The 16,112-nt window shown below is 52.5% G+C and carries 17 protein-coding genes; 16 read left to right on the top strand and 1 reads right to left on the bottom strand.

Annotated features, from left to right (window positions below):
- Positions 1 to 73: 73 nt before the first annotated feature.
- Positions 74 to 565, bottom strand: coding sequence for a molybdopterin adenylyltransferase (mog, locus tag VMX96_04990; protein HUU63258.1), 492 nt, complete (start codon positions 563 to 565; stop codon positions 74 to 76).
- A 564-nt stretch (positions 566 to 1,129) separates the two neighbouring features.
- Here mog and mraZ point away from each other — a divergent pair.
- The 16 genes from mraZ (at position 1,130) to VMX96_04910 (ending at position 16,071) form a co-directional block, all read left to right on the top strand.
- Positions 1,130 to 1,573, top strand: coding sequence for a division/cell wall cluster transcriptional repressor MraZ (gene mraZ / locus VMX96_04985; protein HUU63257.1), 444 nt, complete (start codon positions 1,130 to 1,132; stop codon positions 1,571 to 1,573).
- Positions 1,570 to 2,472: a 16S rRNA (cytosine(1402)-N(4))-methyltransferase RsmH gene (gene rsmH / locus VMX96_04980; GenBank protein HUU63256.1), complete on the top strand. Its 903-nt coding sequence runs from the start codon at positions 1,570 to 1,572 to the stop codon at positions 2,470 to 2,472. The genes mraZ and rsmH overlap by 4 nt, the downstream gene beginning before the upstream one ends.
- A gap of 203 nt (positions 2,473 to 2,675) precedes the next feature.
- The gene (ftsA, locus tag VMX96_04975) at positions 2,676 to 3,902 is read left to right on the top strand and encodes a cell division protein FtsA (GenBank protein ID HUU63255.1); all 1,227 of its coding nucleotides are present in this window, start codon (positions 2,676 to 2,678) and stop codon (positions 3,900 to 3,902) included.
- 15 nt (positions 3,903 to 3,917) lie between these two features.
- The gene (gene ftsZ, locus VMX96_04970) at positions 3,918 to 5,039 is read left to right on the top strand and encodes a cell division protein FtsZ (protein HUU63254.1); all 1,122 of its coding nucleotides are present in this window, start codon (positions 3,918 to 3,920) and stop codon (positions 5,037 to 5,039) included.
- Positions 5,040 to 6,063: 1,024 nt separating this feature from the next.
- The gene (gene nrdR, locus VMX96_04965; GenBank protein ID HUU63253.1) at positions 6,064 to 6,690 is read left to right on the top strand and encodes a transcriptional regulator NrdR; all 627 of its coding nucleotides are present in this window, start codon (positions 6,064 to 6,066) and stop codon (positions 6,688 to 6,690) included.
- A gap of 15 nt (positions 6,691 to 6,705) precedes the next feature.
- Positions 6,706 to 9,339, top strand: a complete 2,634-nt coding sequence (locus tag VMX96_04960; GenBank protein HUU63252.1) for a vitamin B12-dependent ribonucleotide reductase — start codon at positions 6,706 to 6,708, stop codon at positions 9,337 to 9,339.
- A gap of 10 nt (positions 9,340 to 9,349) precedes the next feature.
- Positions 9,350 to 9,874: a helix-turn-helix transcriptional regulator gene (locus tag VMX96_04955; GenBank protein ID HUU63251.1), complete on the top strand. Its 525-nt coding sequence runs from the start codon at positions 9,350 to 9,352 to the stop codon at positions 9,872 to 9,874.
- A complete protein-coding gene (locus VMX96_04950; GenBank protein HUU63250.1) occupies positions 9,874 to 10,758 on the top strand; it encodes an ImmA/IrrE family metallo-endopeptidase in 885 nt (294 codons plus the stop codon). The genes VMX96_04955 and VMX96_04950 overlap by 1 nt, the downstream gene beginning before the upstream one ends.
- 38 nt (positions 10,759 to 10,796) lie before the next feature.
- On the top strand, positions 10,797 to 11,054 hold the full coding sequence (locus VMX96_04945) for a hypothetical protein (GenBank protein HUU63249.1): 258 nt from the start codon (positions 10,797 to 10,799) through the stop codon (positions 11,052 to 11,054).
- An 11-nt stretch (positions 11,055 to 11,065) separates the two neighbouring features.
- A complete protein-coding gene (locus VMX96_04940) occupies positions 11,066 to 11,290 on the top strand; it encodes a hypothetical protein (GenBank protein ID HUU63248.1) in 225 nt (74 codons plus the stop codon).
- A gap of 79 nt (positions 11,291 to 11,369) precedes the next feature.
- On the top strand, positions 11,370 to 13,019 hold the full coding sequence (locus VMX96_04935) for a radical SAM protein (GenBank protein ID HUU63247.1): 1,650 nt from the start codon (positions 11,370 to 11,372) through the stop codon (positions 13,017 to 13,019).
- Position 13,020: 1 nt separating this feature from the next.
- Positions 13,021 to 13,683, top strand: coding sequence for a YggS family pyridoxal phosphate-dependent enzyme (locus VMX96_04930; GenBank protein HUU63246.1), 663 nt, complete (start codon positions 13,021 to 13,023; stop codon positions 13,681 to 13,683).
- Between the two features lie 36 nt (positions 13,684 to 13,719).
- Positions 13,720 to 14,112 (top strand): hypothetical protein, encoded by a 393-nt coding sequence (locus tag VMX96_04925; GenBank protein HUU63245.1) that lies wholly within the window; start codon positions 13,720 to 13,722, stop codon positions 14,110 to 14,112.
- Between the two features lie 3 nt (positions 14,113 to 14,115).
- Entirely contained in the window at positions 14,116 to 14,916 is an 801-nt protein-coding gene (gene proC / locus VMX96_04920) for a pyrroline-5-carboxylate reductase (protein ID HUU63244.1), read from the top strand.
- Complete coding sequence (locus tag VMX96_04915) at positions 14,917 to 15,159, top strand: YggT family protein (protein ID HUU63243.1); 243 nt, start codon at positions 14,917 to 14,919, stop codon at positions 15,157 to 15,159. It abuts the gene before it with no gap.
- A 108-nt stretch (positions 15,160 to 15,267) separates the two neighbouring features.
- Positions 15,268 to 16,071 carry a DegV family protein gene (locus VMX96_04910; GenBank protein ID HUU63242.1) on the top strand — a complete coding sequence of 268 codons (804 nt, stop codon included), beginning with the start codon at positions 15,268 to 15,270 and terminating at the stop codon, positions 16,069 to 16,071.
- The last annotated feature ends 41 nt before the right edge of the window (positions 16,072 to 16,112 follow it).

Here is a 16,112-nt window from a genome sequence, read left to right as displayed (position 1 = left end):
TCCAGCCCCCTATGCCATAGCACCCCCGGTTATCTCGCTTTCCGGCACTCACCAAATGCCCCGGGCTAAGCCCTTAGCGCTCACCACACTCCCCTGCCGTGCCCTTGAGCACCTCAATAGCATGGGGTAGCGCGGGTAAAATCACCTCCAGGCACTCGCCAACCGCCCTGGGGCTACCGGGGAGGTTGATGATCAGGCTACCTCCCCTGATACCGGCCACCGCCCTACTGAGCATCGCTGTGCTGGTCTTTTTCAGGCTCTCAGCCCTCATCGCCTCGACGAACCCCGGTGCCATCCGCTCCAGAACAGCAAGCGTTGCCTCCGGGGTGACATCGCGCCGACTTGGCCCGGTGCCCCCGGTGGTGAGAATGAGATCGATTCCCTCTTTATCGACCCAATCCACGAGCTTCGCTGAGATGATATCCCCCTCATCGGGGACAACTTCATATTTTACCACGTTAGCATCGAGAGCGCCAAGTAGCTCCCTCACTACCCTGCCGCTCTCGTCCTCTCGCTCCCCTCGCGAACCCCTATCGCTGATGGTTAGTATGCCCAGGGTAAACATTTCTAATAGAGCCTGTTCCACAAAGTAAAAGCTTGAATAAGTTCCATCACTAGGCTGCCAAAATCGCTGTCATAATCGCATGACGGCTCCACAATTGGACTTAAGATAAGGTTTCCAATGGCCCCTAATTCCCCACTGTAATGAGAAGGTCATGTTTATGTAACAAGCCTTATAGAGACATGGTCTCCAGATATACATTATACATCGCAGGTTAAAAGTGGGCGCTGCCGATGCTCATTCCATATGGGTAGAGACGTATTCTATTAATCCTGCCCTCAGCACGTATCCACTCTAAGCACGTGGTTTCATCAGGGAGGTAACTTCTACCACCCATCCTAGATAAATTACTGCCCTAACCAAATACAGAAAACGGCTTTGGCTAATATACCACAGAGAAGGTTACTTGTAAATGAGTTCTGGAAATTCAATAGCAGAGGTATTGACAAAATGTGTTAAGATGTGGTATATTCTGTCTTAACATGGAGAAAAGTGGTAATATTGGTGATTAACTTAGCAATAGCGCAGATACAATGCGTGTCTAAAATTGATGCCACAGAATTTTAGGTGATTAAGATAGATATGTTTCTTGGCGAGTTCGAGTACAAGATTGATCCTAAGGGGCGAGTGGCCATCCCACCTAAATTCCGCAAGCACTTCGCGAATGGGATCGTGCTTAACATGGGGGCGGAACAATGTATCAATGTCTACCCACCACAGTTATGGGAGGAGATCGCGGAAAAATACGGTTCCGGGCCCATCGAACCTAGTAAATTGCGGCAGAGGAATAGAGCTATATTCGCCTCCGCATTCGATATGGAACTCGACGAACAGGGCCGGGTGATGCTACCGCCACCGCTACGTCGGCACGCTGATATCAAAGACAGTTTGGTTGTCGCAGGAGCAAATAAATACCTCGAGATCTGGAGCAAGGAACACTGGGAGAAGCAGAAAGAGTCCGCCACCAAGGACTTCTGGCAGATCTTAGAGAGCATGGAGACACGCCAGTGATACACACCCCCGTTTTGCTAAATGAGGCCATCGAGGCGCTCCAGGTCAAGCTCGGAGGGCAGTACGTCGACTGTACCGTCGGTGAAGGTGGACATGCCACCGCCGTGCTGGAGCACGGCGGTCGTGTTTTGGGTATCGATACCGATCCACAAGCCATCAAGCGGGCACGGGCCACGCTTCTCCCCTATGGCAAGAAGGCTATCTTAATCAATGAAGATTTCGCCAATCTGGCGGATATCTGTTCCAGATTTGGCTTTGAACCGGTAAACGGAATCCTGTTCGACCTGGGCATGTCGTCATTCCAGCTCGCTGATACCACAAGGGGCTTCAGCTTCCAGCATGAAGCCCCTCTTAATATGTGCTTTAACCCCTCGCAGGAGTTCACTGCAGCGACCATCGTAAATACCTTCCCTGAAGAGGAGCTTGCCCGCATTATCAAGAGGTATGGCGAGGAGCATAAAGGGAGAGAGATAGCCAGATCTATAGTTGAAAATCGACCGCTAAACACCACGCTTGAGCTTGCCGCCACGGTGGTGAGGGCGGTTGGCAAGCGGGGCAGGATTCACCCCGCCACCAGAACATTTCAGGCACTTCGTATCGCAGTAAACCGGGAACTGGAGCGCCTCAAGGTAGCGCTTAAGCAGGCACTCAATGTACTGAAGGTAGGAGGTCGGCTGGTGGTTATCAGCTTTCACTCCCTGGAGGATCGGCTAGTAAAGGACTACTTCAGGAGGGAGTCACAGGATTGTCTCTGCCCCCCACGGACGCCGGTTTGCATCTGTGGTCATCATGCTACGCTTAAACTAATCGTAAAAGGGGTGGTCACCCCTTCACACACCGAGATCCAGGCAAATCCGCGCAGTCGCAGTGCCAAAATGAGAGTGGCTGAGCGTATTTAGTGGTTTTATATTTATGGAAGGAATATCGGACAGTGTACTGCCCAGTGGCGGGATTATTAGACCGTCTGCTTCGAGCCCAAGGTTATGGGCAGCGACACTCCCCGCCTAATATAATAAGGGGGTGACATGATGTAATGGGTTCGATACAAAGGGTTCGATACAAAAAGGGCTGTTAAAAAAATTAACTCAAAAGGAGGAGGTAGATGGCAAAGAGCGAAATAATTTCTTGTATCGATGTGGGAACCACCAAGGTCTGCAGCATCATGGCTAAAGCCGGCCATGGCGGGGACCTCCAGGTTCTGGGGGTTGGTGTTACCCACAGCAGGGGCCTACACAAGGGTCTGGTGGTGAATATCACTGAGGCAAGGGAGTCGATACGTAGTTCAGTGCGCAAGGCAGAGCAGGCCAGCGGGTTCAGAATGGAATCGGCATATGTGGGTGTCACCGGCAGGCATATAACCTCCCTCAATAGAAAAGGGGTGGTCTCTATCTCTCGTGGTGACCGTCTGGTGCGCTCGGATGACCTGAAGCGTGTCCTCCGTTCCGCCCGCACCTTCACCGTCCCTAACGACCGGAAGCTGCTCCACGTTATCCCCAGGGGCTACGCCCTAGATGGTCAGGTCGGCGTTAAGAATCCGGTTGGGATGCACGGCTTCAGGCTGGATGTGGAAACCCACGTCATAACCGCTGCCGTAAGCTCTGTCCAGAACCTGGTCAAGTGCATCCGGGGCGCAGGCCTTGAAATCGAAGATCTGATTCTGGAACCGCTGGCCAGCGCCCAGGCGGTGATAAGGCCCGACGAGCGGGACGCAGGAGTAGTCCTCGCCGATATTGGCGGTGGCACCACAGACATCGCTATCTTCAAGGAGGGCAGCATCTGTCACACCTCCATCCTCCCCGTGGCGGGCTATCAGCTTACCCGGGACATCGCTATTGGTCTGGGGCTACCCTTTGACGTCGCTGAGGTGATGAAGCGGAAGTATGGCACCGTGATGCCCCTCTACAATGGCGAAGAGGAAGAAGCTAATACTATGATGGGTATGGAGAACGGCTACGGCGTCTCCTATCAAGACCTCAATGATATAATCAGGGCACGGATGGAGGAGATTCTAAACTTGATCGCTTTAGAGCTACCCTCAGATCATGTCAAGAGTGTACCCGCAGGGCTGGTGCTCACCGGGGGCTGCGCCAATCTTAGGGGAATAGAAACAATGGGACGAGAGGTGCTGGGATTGCCGGTGCGTGTCGGCGTGCCCACCGGCGTTTACGGTATCACTGATATCCTACCCGACCCGGCCTACGCCACCAGCGTTGGCCTGGCACTCTGGGGTTCCAAGAAGCACACAGGCGAGGAAAGCTGGCAAAATCGCGGACTCAGCGAAACCCTCAAGCGCTTCGTTATCCGAATGAGGAGAATAGTTATACACTAAGGAAAGGAGGAAAACATGGCAAGAACGAACTTTGTTCCTAACCCAGCAAAGATTAAGGTCTTAGGCCTTGGAGGTGGTGGTTGCAATGCGATCACCCGCATGATCCAGGCAGATATTCAAGGTGTGGACTTCATCGGGATTAACACCGATTCCCAGGCCTTGCTCGGTACCGAGGTACCTGCCCGTATTCAGATCGGGGAGAAGTTGACCAGAGGATTGGGTGTTGGGGGTAACGCCGAGCTGGGCCTTAAAGCCGCAGAGCAGAGCCGCGATGAGCTACGCGAATGCGTCAACGATTGTGACATGGTATTTATCACCGCTGGCATGGGTGGCGGTACCGGTACCGGCACCGCTCCGGTGGTTGCGGAGCTTGCCAAAGAAGCGGGCGCGCTCACCATTGCCGTGGTCACCAAACCATTCGCCTTCGAAGGGACGCATCGCACCACGGTGGCTGAAGATGGTATCGAACGGCTGATTGACAAGGTGGATACCCTGATCACCGTCCCCAATGACCGCCTGCTTGCCCTCTGCGACCAGCGGACTGCGGTAGACAGCGCCTTCAGGATGGCCGACGATGTTCTCATGCATGCGGTTCAGGCCATTGCCGAGGTGATAACGGTACCGGGGATGATCAATCTCGACTTCGCCGATGTCAATGCGGTGATGAAGGATGCTGGTCCAGCCTGGATGTCCATCGGTAATGGCAGTGGTCAGCATCGCGCCGTCGATGCCGCTGAGGCAGCCCTCGCCAGCCCACTTCTGGATGTCTCCATAGAGGGGGCCAAGGGGGTTCTCTTTAATATCACCGGCGGCAGTAGCCTGACCCTCTTTGAGGTCAACGAGGCAGCTCAGATCATCGGCAAGGCAGTAGACCCCGAGGCGAACATCATATTCGGCGTAAGCCTCGATCCCTCGATGGATAACGAGGTAAAACTGACACTGATCGCCACCGGCTTCTATGGCACCGGGAGTAAAACGGTACGCAAAGACGAGGAGTTGCGTCGTCTTCTCCAGAGCGCGGAGAGTGAGCAGGAGTTGGATATTCCCACCATCCTAAGGCGCCCGCTGGTCAGAAGACATCAGGTAGAAGCCCCTGTCATCAAGAATAACTCACATTTCCGCACCCTTGTTCGCTAGCATTCCCGGTCAAACCGGGACCATATAGAGCCGTAGTCGCCAGAGCGACTGCGGCTCTCTTGTCCCTATATCGAGCGCTAAAAGTACCATCCGGCTCGCGGATAGCTTGGGAATACTCAGTGTTGCGGATTTTGCTTTAACTGAAATTGCAGGGAACCTTGCCATGAAGAAACCCTGGCGCCGAGTGGAGCAGAGCAAACTCGCGCTATATGGGTTTAACCAGACAGGAGCTATAACGGAATTCCAGTGGGGAACTCCCCTGCTTAAGGACTTTCACTGACCTTTCGGTGCAGAAATACATATCAAGGTTAGATTGATTCCTCATCCCGGGCCCACAGTTCTGCCGATGCTCCGGCCCACATTGGGTCCTCACAATACAAGCATGCCGATTTTAAAAGGCACTGCTGGGGGATTAAGAATAGGTTTACATCGGCCGGTGACTGGGTTAATAGAACCCCCGCTGAATCCCCGCAAGCTGGCGAGTGTAAAGCGGCTCGCCGCAAGTCTAGCCAGTGGCTCCTGCATTATTAAACCCCTTTCGCGCATAACTGCGGCATGGGGAGTAGAAATGCGAAGCATAACGTTTGTGACCCTGAGTACCAGCCAGTCCGGGTAAACGAGTACAGGAAGCACATGTTGGGCGAGGGAGTCTCGCAGTACTTGAGGATATATTTCCTACGGGATGCGGAGGAGTACGAGTTCTGGATATATACCATTTAATATCAAACCCACACTGAGAACTCCTTCCAACTATGCACATTCGAAGAGCCTTCAGATGCCCCTCAGCAATCTGAGGGGTGCTTTACTTATCATTGATGCAACGAATAGGAGTTAACTACTTTTACCGAAGCGACCATATACTTGACCACTCCAACTAAAAACTATCGAATCGAACGCCCGGTTTACAAGGTAACCCTCGAACTACCCGAAGCTTCATTTTCGTGACAAACAAAGAATAACTAAAAAATCTCACTCAGGCTGGTGTAGCAGTGCTCAGTCACTAATGTCCTGGAAGCCAAAAGCATTGACAATTACTATATATTGTGTTATTATAGCAACACCGCCCTATATAGTGTATTTTCGTGCCATGAGATGTCCTTATTGTGGTCATGATGATTCCAAGGTCATTGACTCCCGCGATGTGATTGAGGCAGTAAGACGACGCCGCGAGTGCCTCGGGTGTAGGGCTCGCTATACTACCTACGAGCGGCTTCATACGGTCTCACTGCTGGTGATCAAGAAGAATGGGCAGCGCGAGGAGTTCAGGCGTGATAAAGTAATGGGAGGGATTAGAAAGGCCTGCATCAAGCGCCCGGTCTCTAAGGACACCATCGAGCAAATAGTAGCTGACATCGAGGATCGACTTCGTAAGTCGGGTAAGGGAGAGGTAGCTGCCTCGGTTATCGGGGATATGGTGATGGAGCGACTGCGCCAGCTCGATGGCATCGCCTACATACGTTTCGCCAGCGTATATCGCGCCTTCGACGACATCGAAGAGGTGCGGGAAGAGGCAGATGCTTATGCCAGGCTCAGCCTGCCCCGTAGTTCCACCACCCAGCTCCCCCTCTTCCCCAATTTCTCCGATAAGGAGCTTAATGCAATTGGTAAAAGAAAGCGGGGGAGAAGCAACAGACTAATGCCATCAACGTAAGATGGGAGAAAAGTCATGGCAACCAATTCGAGTAGAAATAATGGCTCACCTCACCTCCGTGACAGAATCGCGCGCGTTGTGTTTAGCGCCGCCGATTCTCTGGGTATCTCGAATAGGGAGGTGGTGGAACGAGTTACCGAACAGGTGATCCAGCGCCTGGAGCAAACCTATCAGAGCTTTCCCGGAATGGAGGGCGCCATCCCCGAGTCGCGACTGAGGCCGGCTGAAATTCAATCAATGGTGAAGCTAATTATCGCTGAAGGAAGTGAAGCTGAAGGGAGTGAAATGGAGGTTGTAATACACCCCACCGAATCGAAACGGAAGGAGCAGCCGGCTGAGGACCGCAGGGTTACTCCGCTGAAGAAATTAGGGTCAACGAAAGCCGAACCTGCCGGGTTCTCGGAAAATGCAATGAGGGTTCTGGAGAAGAGATACCTGAAAACGGATAGCAAGGATCAGGTCGAAACACCCCAGGATATGTTCCATCGCGTGGCCCATAATATCGCCTCAGCCGAGCTCAACTACGACCCCGAAGTGGATATTACAGCCTGGGAGGAGAAGTTCTATCGGGCGATGGCCAATCTTGATTTTCTGCCCAACTCCCCTACCCTGATGAATGCCGGCCGGGAATTGCAACAACTCTCCGCCTGCTTCGTCCTCCCTATCGAGGATTCCATGGAATGCATCTTCGACGCGATAAAATACACCGCGCTTATTCACAAGAGCGGCGGCGGCACCGGCTTCTCCTTCTCCAGGTTAAGGCCAGAGGGCGATATGGTGGGGTCCACCGGTAAGTTTGCCAGCGGTCCCGTTTCCTTCATGAAAGCCTTCGATGCGGCCACCGATGTCATCAAGCAGGGGGGGATGCGCCGTGGCGCCAACATGGCTATCTTAAACGTCAATCATCCCGATATCGAGCAATTCATCACCGCTAAGGAAAATGGCAACACCCTCACCAACTTCAACCTCTCTGTGGCGGCAACCGGTGAATTTATTAAGGCAGTTGTAGATGGCACCGACTATGACCTGATAAACCCCCGTGATAAATCAATTCATGATAAGCTCAACGCCAGGGAGCTCTTCGATAAGATCGTGGACCTGGCGTGGCGAACCGGCGACCCGGGCCTGGTTTTCATCGACCGCATGAACGATGAGGATAATAACCCTACCCCACACCTCGGTAAAATCGAGAGCACCAACCCCTGCGGGGAGCAGCCCCTCCTCCCCTACGAGTCCTGCAACCTGGGCTCGATAAACCTTTCGCGGATGCTCGATGAAGGGAAGCCCGCTATAGACTATGATAAGCTGGCCAAGACAGTAACAACAGCCGTCAGGTTCCTGGACAATGTGATCGATAAGAACAGCTTCCCCATTCCCGAGATCGAGAAGATGACCCAAAAGACGAGGAAGATCGGCCTTGGGGTGATGGGTTTCGCCGATATGTTGATTAAGTTAGGAATTCCCTATGATTCGGATGATGCCCTCAGGGTCGCTGATGAGCTCATGAAGTTTATTAATCAAAAGGCGACAGAGACATCGATGGCACTGGCAGAGGAGAGGGGTGTATTCCCCTCCTTTGAAGGGAGCGTTTACGATGTTCCCGGCGGCCATAGGGTAAGGAACGCTACCAGAACCACCATCGCCCCCACCGGCACCCTGAGCATCATTGCCGGCTGTTCAAGCAGCATCGAGCCGCTATTTGCACTGAGCTATGTGCACAACATATTGGATGGCGATAAACTGGTGGAGGTGAACCCACTCTTTGAGGAAGTGGCCAAGAGGGAGGGATTCTATAGCGAAGAGCTTATGAAGGAACTGGCCAAGCGGGGCTCTATTAAAGATATGGATATTATCCCCGAAGACATTAGAAGGTTCTTTGTCACCGCCCATGACATCAGCCCCGAATGGCACGTCAGGATGCAGGCCGCTTTTCAAAAATCGACCAATAATGCAGTGTCCAAGACTATAAACTTTCCACACAGCGCCACCAGGGAGGATGTGGCCCAAGCATATATGCTCGCCTATACCGAGGGGTGTAAAGGGATCACCATCTATCGAGACAGGAGCAAGGATAGGCAGGTGCTGAGCCTCGCTGAGGGGGAAAAGGTCGATACATTGGTCCCCAGGGCCCCCAGGCGGCGAGCCAGGACCACCAGGGGTGTTACCGAGAAGGTAGCCACTGGTTGCGGCAATATCTATGTAACGGTGAACTCCGATGAACACGGGGTCTGCGAGGTCTTCTCCAGCCTGGGGAAGGCGGGGGGCTGTGCCTCGGCTCAGCTTGAAGCCATCTGCAGGCTCATATCACTTGCTCTTCGCTCTGGGGTAGATGTCACCTCGGTGGTAAAACACCTCAGGGGCATTCGCTGTCCCGCCATCGCCTGGGAGCAAGGCCACGCGGTGCTGTCCTGCCCCGATGCCATCGGGAGTGTGCTGGAAAGGCAGCTTAAGAGTGGTGATAATAATACCGAATCCCTTAAAGGAGTCAATTACCCCCAGGGTAAACTTCTAGCTGAGCGTGAACTTGAGGATGAGCAGCAATACCTGAATATGAACGTGGGCGGGCAGTGCCCGGAGTGCGGCGGCATGCTGGTATATCAGGAGGGGTGTCACATCTGCCACGCATGTGGCTATACCAAGTGCAGTTGAGGATAATAACGTGAAGTTAGGAGATACTAAGGCTAGAAGGTTGGGTAAAGGAATTCGCAAGGCGCGAATTGCTATGGACTTAAGTCTCGCGGAACTCGCCTCTCGTATGTATTTCTCAGCAGCATATCTTTCGAGAATAGAAGACGGCTTGGAAATAGTTGTTTCTCGAGCGTTTCTGGAACGTCTCGCGGTGTGCCTTAGGCCTCGGCTGTTTGCCGCGAGGGCGGTTGGCTTAAGTACGGAAGAAGTCTGCAGAGAATTCACCGATGATAAATTATTGAAGTTATTCACCATGGGCCAGGATGAAATTCATGGTACAAGGATGTTCCCCTTACTCGATGAAACACCTAATAATAGAAGTGATTCAGAAGCTACAACTAATAAACAGATATTTGCAGCGACTAAGCAATTTTACATATCTAGCAATTCTGATTCCGTTCTCGATACTTGTATTAAATGTGGCGCCCCGTTTTATGGTGGCGCAAAATGTAGACATTGCGGCGCACACCAAGGAGGACAGGGACCAGATGACTAATGTCCCTGTTTGAAGTTGAGTTAATGGTTGCAGAAGTAACAACCCGGCAGAATAAAAGTGTAAGAGAGCACAGTGATGTGCCTGACTATGCCAACCCCGTCGAGGTTATTCAATGCCACGCTCGGGAGCTACTCGAAAAGAGTGGCATTGCTAACCCTCCTTTCCTACCTGAGCGCTATGCACATCTTCAAGGAATAAAAAAGATCACTAAAACAGATCTCGGAAGGATAGATGCCCTTCTCATAAGGCTTGAAGATGGATATGAAGTGAAGCTCAATGTTCTTCGCCATCCGGTTAGACAAAATTTCTCTCTCGCGCACGAGATCGCGCATACATTTTTCATGAACAGAGATATGAAACCAGACAATACTACCGCTAAACTCGATTCATGTTCCGAAGGAAACATTAGCACCGAAGAAGCTCTCTGCAATATTGGCGCCGCCGAGCTTCTAATGCCCGAGGTAACATTCAAGTTATACGCCGAGAAATCTGGCTTTTCAATAAGATCAATTTGGCCTCTAGCGCGTACCTTTCAAACTTCCATAGTCGCTACAACTATACGGTTCATTGAAATGGCCTCTGAACCGTGCTTAGCTATTGCTTGGACATTTCGTGAAGGTCCGAATTCTAGTAAAAGAAAACTACGAATCTTGTGGTCTCATCAACCTAGCAAGAAAACAAATAAAGACTCTTTTTTCATTCCGTATAAAAAATCTGTCAAAGATGACTCCATGATCTATGAAGCCTACAACTCAGACAATGTGATTGCTGATTTCGAGTTACTCTCCCTCGGCAATCTCAAAGGTCGCTATTACATCGAGTCAAAGGGTTTTAGTTATGGAGCTAGGCGATACGTTCTATCGTTAGTATTCTTAGAGAGATAAACAAACCAGATTGTTAGAGGCATAAAAAGGCTCCAGCTATGCATGATCTCGATAGCTATATCATGATGGGGATGGGAGGTTTTTTTCTCATCCTGGGCATTATCTCCTTTTTATGGGCCAGGGGTGAGGAGCGGGGGCTTAACCATAGTCTCTCACAGCGCCCCGATCTGAGAGAGTTCCTGACCCGCTGGCCTTCGCATGTCGAACCCGGCGCGCTCAGGGTGGGTGGGTGGATACTTGTTACCGTGGGACTGGTGCTAATCATACTGGGTGGTTCATTCTTAGCCACTGATTGAGGAGGGCTAATTTGGCACGAGAAGCGGAAATGGAATTGAAAGAACAGGAGTTAAGCCTGGAACAGATCCGTCGACGTCTGAACACCCTGGACCAACGCCTGGATAATATTGATACCATGGTAACTGCCCTCGCCGAGCGAGCGATGAAGCGCCCCGTCAGTTTGACTATAACCTGTCACAATTGCGGACAGACTATTGAGATTGCCATGGTGGGCAGCGAGAAGATGATGATATAATTATGAGTGTCAGGGCTCGGGCGTTTGGATAGATCGACAAAATGGGCCGGGTCGTGTATGGATAGCTAAATAACGTGAGATGAGGTGGGACAAAGCAGCAAGGCAAAGGCTCTCTAGGGAGCAAGGCACAATCTTCAAGGATTGGGGCGGCAGAGTCCCCATCGCTCTGCTTTACCCCAATACCTATTATGTAGGTATGTCCAACCTCGGCTTCCAGACCATCTACGGTCTGCTCAATAGCTATGACAACATTGTCTGCGAGCGGGTATTCTGGGATGGGGATGGGAAAAGTATTGAATCCGGACACCCCCTCGATGATTTCGCCGTGCTCGCTTTCTCCATATCCTACGAACTGGACTACTTCAATGTAGTCGAGATGCTAAACTGGAGCACCACGCCCTTATATGCTGCCGACCGCAGCGATTCCCACCCCCTGGTGATTGCGGGTGGACCCTGTATCGTCGCCAACCCGGAGCCGCTTTCACCCTTCTTTGACTGCTTTGCCATTGGGGAGGGGGAGGCTATCTTGCCCCCGATGCTTGATATTATAACCGAGGGGATTGGAGGTGGCAGGGATGAGATGCTACAGTCGCTCTCCTCGCTTGGCGGGGTTTATGTGCCCGGCCTCTACTCTGGGAAGCCGGTTTCCCGGCAGTGGGTGCGTAACATAGATGACTTTGCCACCACCTCGGTGATACTTACCCACCAGACAGAGCTTGGTAATATGTTCCTTATTGAGGAGGCTCGTGGATGTCGATGGGGCTGCCGCTTCTGCCTCGCCGGTTTCCTTTTTCGCCCCTTTCGCTTTCGTTCTTTGAATAACCTGCTTAGCCAGGCTGAGAACGGCCTGAAATATAGAAAAAGAATAGGGCTCTTGGGGGCTTCACCCTTCGATCATCCTGAGATAGAAGAGCTGGTGAACAAATTGCAACGAATGGGGGCAGAGTTATCCATCAGCTCGCTGAGAATTCGTCCCCTTTCGCGAATAGCCCTCATGGGGCTTGTGGAAAGCGGCACCCAAACCCTGGCTCTGGCACCGGAAGCAGGGTCGGAAAGATTGCGCAAAATCATCAATAAAGGCGTATCGGAGAAAGACATCATCGAGGCGATAGGCTGGATCGCCACACATCCTCCCAGGCAAATCAAGCTCTATTTTATGATCGGTTTGCCCACCGAGACCGAAGACGATATCGATGAGATAATCAAGCTGACTCTCTCCCTTAAGGGGTGCCTTGACCGCGGGCGAGCGGGGAGTCATCTCACCCTTACCATCGAGCCTTTTGTGCCCAAGGCAGGGACACCCTTCCAATGGCTTCCGATGGCCAGCGCCAAGATTCTCACCCATCGACTTGCCATGCTTAGAAACAGCCTGGAGCCTAAGGGCATCGCGATCAGGTCGGAGAGCATATCCTGGAGCGTCGTCCAGGGTGTGCTATCGCGAGGCGATAGGAGTCTGGCCCCGGTACTTTCCCGGATGGTCGGTTTAGGTAAGAGGGGTGGGGTGTATAAAAAATCCCTGTCCTTGTGGCGGCATACGCTTGCGGAATTTTCGCTCGATGCCGATCTCTACATTGGCAGGCAAATCCCGCTCGATGAGCGGCTCCCCTGGGCCAATATCGATTCGGGGGTTGAGCCTGCTTATCTGGAAAGGGAACTTGATCGGTCACACCACGGCGAGGAGACCCCCCCCTGCCCCCCAGCCCAATGCCATGAGTGCGGGGTTTGCTGATATGGGTATTTCACAAAACCTGCTAGATGTGGAGCAGCGCGTTGCCCAAGCGGCACAGAGGGCGGGGCGGCCACCCGGGGAGATCACCATTGTTGCCGTGACCAAGGGGTTAACCGCCCAGGCCATTGAGGCCGCCCTTGAGGCAGGCATCAGGCACATTGGCGAGAACAGGGTACAGGAGGCGAGTGAGAAGAAAGCGCGCCTTTCCAACCTGCAGCCGTACCCCACCTGGCATATGGTGGGCCATCTTCAGACCAACAAGGTTAAGACAGCAGTGGAGATTTTTGATATAATTCATAGCATCGACTCACTTAGATTAGCAGAGGCTTTGAGCGGCCGCGCTCGAAACACCATTCCCGTGCTGCTTCAGGTCAATATCTCAAGGGAGGAACCAAAGAGTGGCTTTTCAGAGGCCGAATTGCCCAAGGCTGTGGAGGAGATCGCTCTCTTACCCAGGCTGGAGGTGAAGGGGCTAATGACCATTGCTCCCCTGGTGAGCGACCCTGAAGAGGTACGACCCATTTTTCGAAGGCTGCGAGAGCTTGGCGACTCCTTGAGGCTGAAACACCTCTCCATGGGGATGAGCGATGACTTTGAGGTTGCCGTGGAGGAGGGAGCCACCATGGTGAGGATCGGGCGTGCTATCTTCGGCAAGCGAAGTTGAGGAAAATGATATATACAAAACTGAAAGGGGAGTTAATTGGAGAAAATGGTAGCTGGGCGTGAGCTAAGAGTTTTGCTGCAGACAGGTCACCAAACACCCCCAGATTCCCTGATACGAGATTTAGAGGCTATTCAAGATGTATCCATTGATGTAAGGCGTCTGGGGACATCCTTCCGCGGTGGAGGGGTGGCAGCCTTTGTCATGATCTCTACCCATAATTCCAATACTGCCATACTGACCGACATACTCTACAATCACACCAAAAGGCTTAAGGGGAAAGGGGGCGATGACCTGGTTATCCTCATAGGGGGCAAGATCGATACCGACGAGGAAATGGTAGGCTTTCGTGACGTGCAGTGCCAAAAGCACGTATCCTTAAAGGATAAATCTCAAGAAGAGATAAGAGAGATACTGGAGGAGGGAGGATAGCGCATGAAGATTGCCTTTATCGGCGGTGGGGTCATGGGGGAGGCGATGATAAGGGGGATTCTTGGTAAAGGGCTTACAACGCCTCAAGGAATCATGGCTAATGATATCAGCGCCGCGCGCCTATCGAGCCTGGAAAAGGCATACGGGGTTGGGGTGACGGGTGATTATGGCATTGCTGTGGAAGGAGCCGACGTTATCGTTATCGCGATTAAGCCCCAGAATTTAGCCGGGCTTATGCCCAAACTACATGGTCACCTTACACACGGCCAGCTTGCTCTCTCCATCGTCGCCGGGGCGGCGATAGCAACCATCACCGGAGGCCTGGGTCACCGCTCCGTAATCCGTGCCATGCCCAATACCCCCGCTCAGATCGGCGAGGGGATGAGCGTATGGACCTCATCACGCGAGGTGAGCCAGCGCCAGAAAGAGATTGCCCGGTCCATCCTGGGGGCACTGGGCAGGGAGATATATGTGCCCGATGAGAAATACATCGATATGGCGACTGCGGTTAGTGGCAGCGGCCCAGCCTATATATTCCTGGTCATCGAGGCGCTAGTCGATGCTGCAATGCACATCGGGCTGCCCCACGAGATGGCAGAGGAGCTGGTGCTGGAGACCGTTGTTGGGGCGTCTCTCCTTGCCAAGGAAACAGGCAAACCTCCCAAGGAGTTAAGGGACATGGTTACATCCCCAGGGGGTACCACCGAACAGGCTATATTAAAGCTGGAGGATGGAGGGCTGAGGGACCTTCTCTTGCGTGCGGTGATTGCCGCACATGAAAAAGCGAAGGCGCTTAGTAGATAAATGGACACCTTCATCGAAATCGTTATTATATTATGTCAAGTGCTTGCCATCATCATTTTCGTGCGGGCGATTCTCTCCTGGTTTGCCACCTCCCCCAATAGCCAGGTAGTGCTTTTCCTGGACCGGATAACCGAGCCTATCCTGGCGCCACTGCGTCGCATCGTTCCCCGACTGGGCATGGCAGATATCACACCCATGATTGCGATCATTATTCTGCTACTCATTGCCAGCCTTCTATCTTAACTAACGGAGGGAGCGATTTAAAAGGACCCGCGCGCTATTATTTAGACGCCATCGCGATCAAACACTATTAGGGCGCAGCGGGGCAAACCCAGCGGGGGCTCAATTAGCATGGATAAGATCGCCCTTATCACCGATAGCATAGCCTGCTTCACCAGAGAGATGGTAGAGCGTTACGGGATTCGGATAGTTCCCTCAAACATCCACTTCGATGGCAGTTTATACAAAGAGTATCTGGACATAAGCCCCACAGAGGCCTACCATCTTTTAGAAAGGGACCCCAATCACTTTAGCACATCGGCGCCCTCCCCGGCGGATTATCTTGAGGCCTACCGCGAGCTAAGCACGAGAGCGCAGAGCATTATTTGTATCACCCTCTCAGCCAAGCCCGGCGCACTTCACGATACGGCCCAACTGGCAAAAGAGCAGGCTAAGCAGGAGATTCCTCGGACCGCTATCGAGATTTTAGACTCCCGGACCCGCGCTGCTGCCGAGGGGTTTGTCGTCCTGGCAACAGCAATGGCCATAGAGAAGGGTAAGGAAATGACCGAGGCCATTAAAGCCGCGGAGAATGTGAGGGATAAGGTCAATCTCCTAGCCCTTATGGAAACCATACGACATGCATATCGATCGGGGCGTATCCCAAAGATTGCGGAGAGGATAGGCTCCGCCTTGAGTATAAAGCCGATAATCAGCATATCCGATGGTGCAGTAGATTTTGTAGGCCTAGTCAGGACCAAAGAGCGCGGTGCAAAACGAAGCATACGAATAATGCGAGAGAAGGTTGGGGAAAGCCCGGTACACGTAGCGGTAGTGCATGCAGATGCGCTTGAGGAAGCCCAGAGGCTCAAGGAACGGGTAGCACATCGGAGTTTGACTGCTGCGACCTCTGGATCAGTGAATTCAGCCCGATAATGGGCTATACTACAGGTAGGTGACTAATCGGACTCGCCTTT

It is taken from the genome of Dehalococcoidia bacterium, from assembly GCA_035528575.1.
Taxonomy (GTDB): Bacteria; Chloroflexota; Dehalococcoidia; order E44-bin15; family E44-bin15; genus DATKYK01.
Note: the sequence above shows the minus strand (reverse complement) of the source record. Positions and strands in the feature narration are given on the sequence as shown.

Bases quoted from the DNA above. Each gene is read 5' to 3' on its own strand.
- mog (HUU63258.1), bottom strand. From the start codon at position 565: ATGTTTACCCTGGGCATACTAACCATCAGCGATAGGGGTTCGCGAGGG.
- ftsA (HUU63255.1), top strand. From the start codon at position 2,676: ATGGCAAAGAGCGAAATAATTTCTTGTATCGATGTGGGAACCACCAAG.
- ftsZ (HUU63254.1), top strand. From the start codon at position 3,918: ATGGCAAGAACGAACTTTGTTCCTAACCCAGCAAAGATTAAGGTCTTA.
- VMX96_04960 (HUU63252.1), top strand. From the start codon at position 6,706: ATGGCAACCAATTCGAGTAGAAATAATGGCTCACCTCACCTCCGTGAC.
- VMX96_04950 (HUU63250.1), top strand. From the start codon at position 9,874: ATGTCCCTGTTTGAAGTTGAGTTAATGGTTGCAGAAGTAACAACCCGG.
- VMX96_04945 (HUU63249.1), top strand. From the start codon at position 10,797: ATGCATGATCTCGATAGCTATATCATGATGGGGATGGGAGGTTTTTTT.
- VMX96_04935 (HUU63247.1), top strand. From the start codon at position 11,370: ATGAGGTGGGACAAAGCAGCAAGGCAAAGGCTCTCTAGGGAGCAAGGC.
- VMX96_04930 (HUU63246.1), top strand. From the start codon at position 13,021: ATGGGTATTTCACAAAACCTGCTAGATGTGGAGCAGCGCGTTGCCCAA.
- proC (HUU63244.1), top strand. From the start codon at position 14,116: ATGAAGATTGCCTTTATCGGCGGTGGGGTCATGGGGGAGGCGATGATA.
- VMX96_04915 (HUU63243.1), top strand. From the start codon at position 14,917: ATGGACACCTTCATCGAAATCGTTATTATATTATGTCAAGTGCTTGCC.
- VMX96_04910 (HUU63242.1), top strand. From the start codon at position 15,268: ATGGATAAGATCGCCCTTATCACCGATAGCATAGCCTGCTTCACCAGA.